Genomic DNA, 1,761 nt, shown 5'->3' on the forward strand with positions numbered 1-1,761 from the left:
CGGCGATGTCGCGCACGCCGCGCGGGTCGATGCCGGCGTCGCGCAGGCGGCGGGCGTGGAAGGGCGAGTGCGCCGCGGCGTGCCGCACCAGCTCGTTGAGCCGCTCCCGCCGACGCCGCTCCAGCGCCTCGGGCGGGTCGAACTGGTCGCGCGCGAGCCGGCGGTAGGTGCGCAGGCGCACGCTGCCCTCGTAGAGATCCCACACGGGCTCGGCGAGGCGGCCCACGACCCAGTCGGGGAGGCGCACGGTGGACCGTCCTTTCAGGTGCGCGGGGTCCAGATCACCTGGCGCTGCCCCGCCAGGAAACGCAGCAGCGCGTTGCCGGCGGCCGCGTTCAGCAGGCACAGGTAGTACGGGAAGGAGAGCGGCGCCGGCAGGCGCAGGCCGACGAGACCCAGGAGGGCCAGCAGGTAGAAGGCGCCCTGCAGCGCTAGCAGCACGTCCCAGACCCCGCCGCGGCCGGCCAGGGCGAGGTTGCTCAGCAGGGCGATGACCTGGAAGATCGGCGCCAGGTAGCGCAGCCACTTGTGGGAGAACAGCTGCCAGGAGAACAGGCCGTAGCGGACCGGGTCGAGCAGGCCGGCCATGTCCCGCAGCGCGTGCCAGGCGCGCAGGGCCACGCGGGTGCGCATGCGGAACTCGGCGCCCGTCTCGGACAGGCTCGCTTCGTAGACGCGGGCGCCGGGCGCGTAGACGACGCGCCGCCCGCGCGCGACCACGCTCAGCGGCAGCACGAAGTCGGGCTGCTGGTCGGCGCGCATGACGGTGTAGAGGTCCCTGCGCACGGCGTCGATGCCCCCGTCGACCCCGACCACCGAACCCAGCGACGTTTCCAGCCCGCGCAGCATGTTCTCGTAGCGCATGTAGGCCGAGCAGCCCTCCCCCGTCAGCGAGCCGTCGCGCGCCCGGTAGAGCATGCGCCCGGTCGCGTAGCCGACCGCGGGGTCCGCGAACGGCTCCATCAGCCGGCGCAGGGCGTCGGGGGCGTAGAGGGAGTTGGCGTCGGAGAAGACGATGATCTCCCCGGTGATGTGCGCCTGCGCCAGGTTCAGGGCGGAGGTCTTGCCGGCCCGCGGCTCCTGCCGCAGCAAGCGGACCCGCGGCTCGGCGGCCGCGATGGCCGCGACCTCCCCGTCGGTGCCGTCGGTGGAGCCGTCGGAGACGACGACGATCTCCAGCAGCTCCGGCGGGTAGTCCAGGGCGAGCTTGTTGCGCACGGTCTGGCCGATGCACGCCACCTCGTTGTGGGCGGCGATCAGGATGCTGACCCGCGGCGTGAGGGGGGCGGCCGCGACCCGACGACGCCGCACGCCCGCCAGCAGGGCGCAGAGCAGCGGGTAGCCCGCGTAGACGTACGCGAGCAGGGCGAGGCAGAGCACCAGGACGACGGACATGGGACGATCCTTGCCGGAACTTATTCCTACTTGTTGACCACAGCCCGAAGTGCCGCTTGATAATACTCCTCGTGCGCGGCGACGCAGGGCTCCCAGCCGTACTGCGCCTCGACCATGGCCCGGGCCTGCCGGGCCAGCACCGCGCGCGTGCCGCGTTCCTCGATCAGTCGGGACAGGGCGCTGGCCAGGGCGACGTCGTTGCCCGGCGGCACCAGCAGGCCCGTACGGCCGTCGTGCACCGCCTCGAGGTTGCCGCCGACCGAAGTCGCGACCACCGCGCAGCCGCTGAGCATGTACTCGAGCACCGCGTTGCTGAAGCCCTCGGAGTCCGAGCACATCACGCCGATCGCCAGCCGCTGCAGGTAG

Annotated in this window: 3 protein-coding genes; all 3 read right to left on the minus strand. The window is 72.7% G+C overall.

The window, feature by feature from the left end; genetic code table 11:
* A partial coding sequence (locus Q7W29_07435; protein MDO9171645.1) for a hypothetical protein occupies positions 1-247 on the minus strand: 247 nt, incomplete at its 3' end.
* Positions 248-261: 14 nt separating this feature from the next.
* A complete protein-coding gene (locus Q7W29_07440; protein ID MDO9171646.1) occupies positions 262-1,395 on the minus strand; it encodes a glycosyltransferase family 2 protein in 1,134 nt (377 codons plus the stop codon).
* Between the two features lie 26 nt (positions 1,396-1,421).
* Positions 1,422-1,761, minus strand: a 340-nt coding sequence (locus tag Q7W29_07445) for a glycosyltransferase (protein ID MDO9171647.1), incomplete at its 5' end; no start/stop codon positions are given.

It is taken from the genome of bacterium (assembly GCA_030654305.1).
Lineage (GTDB): Bacteria > Krumholzibacteriota > Krumholzibacteriia > LZORAL124-64-63 > LZORAL124-64-63 > PNOJ01.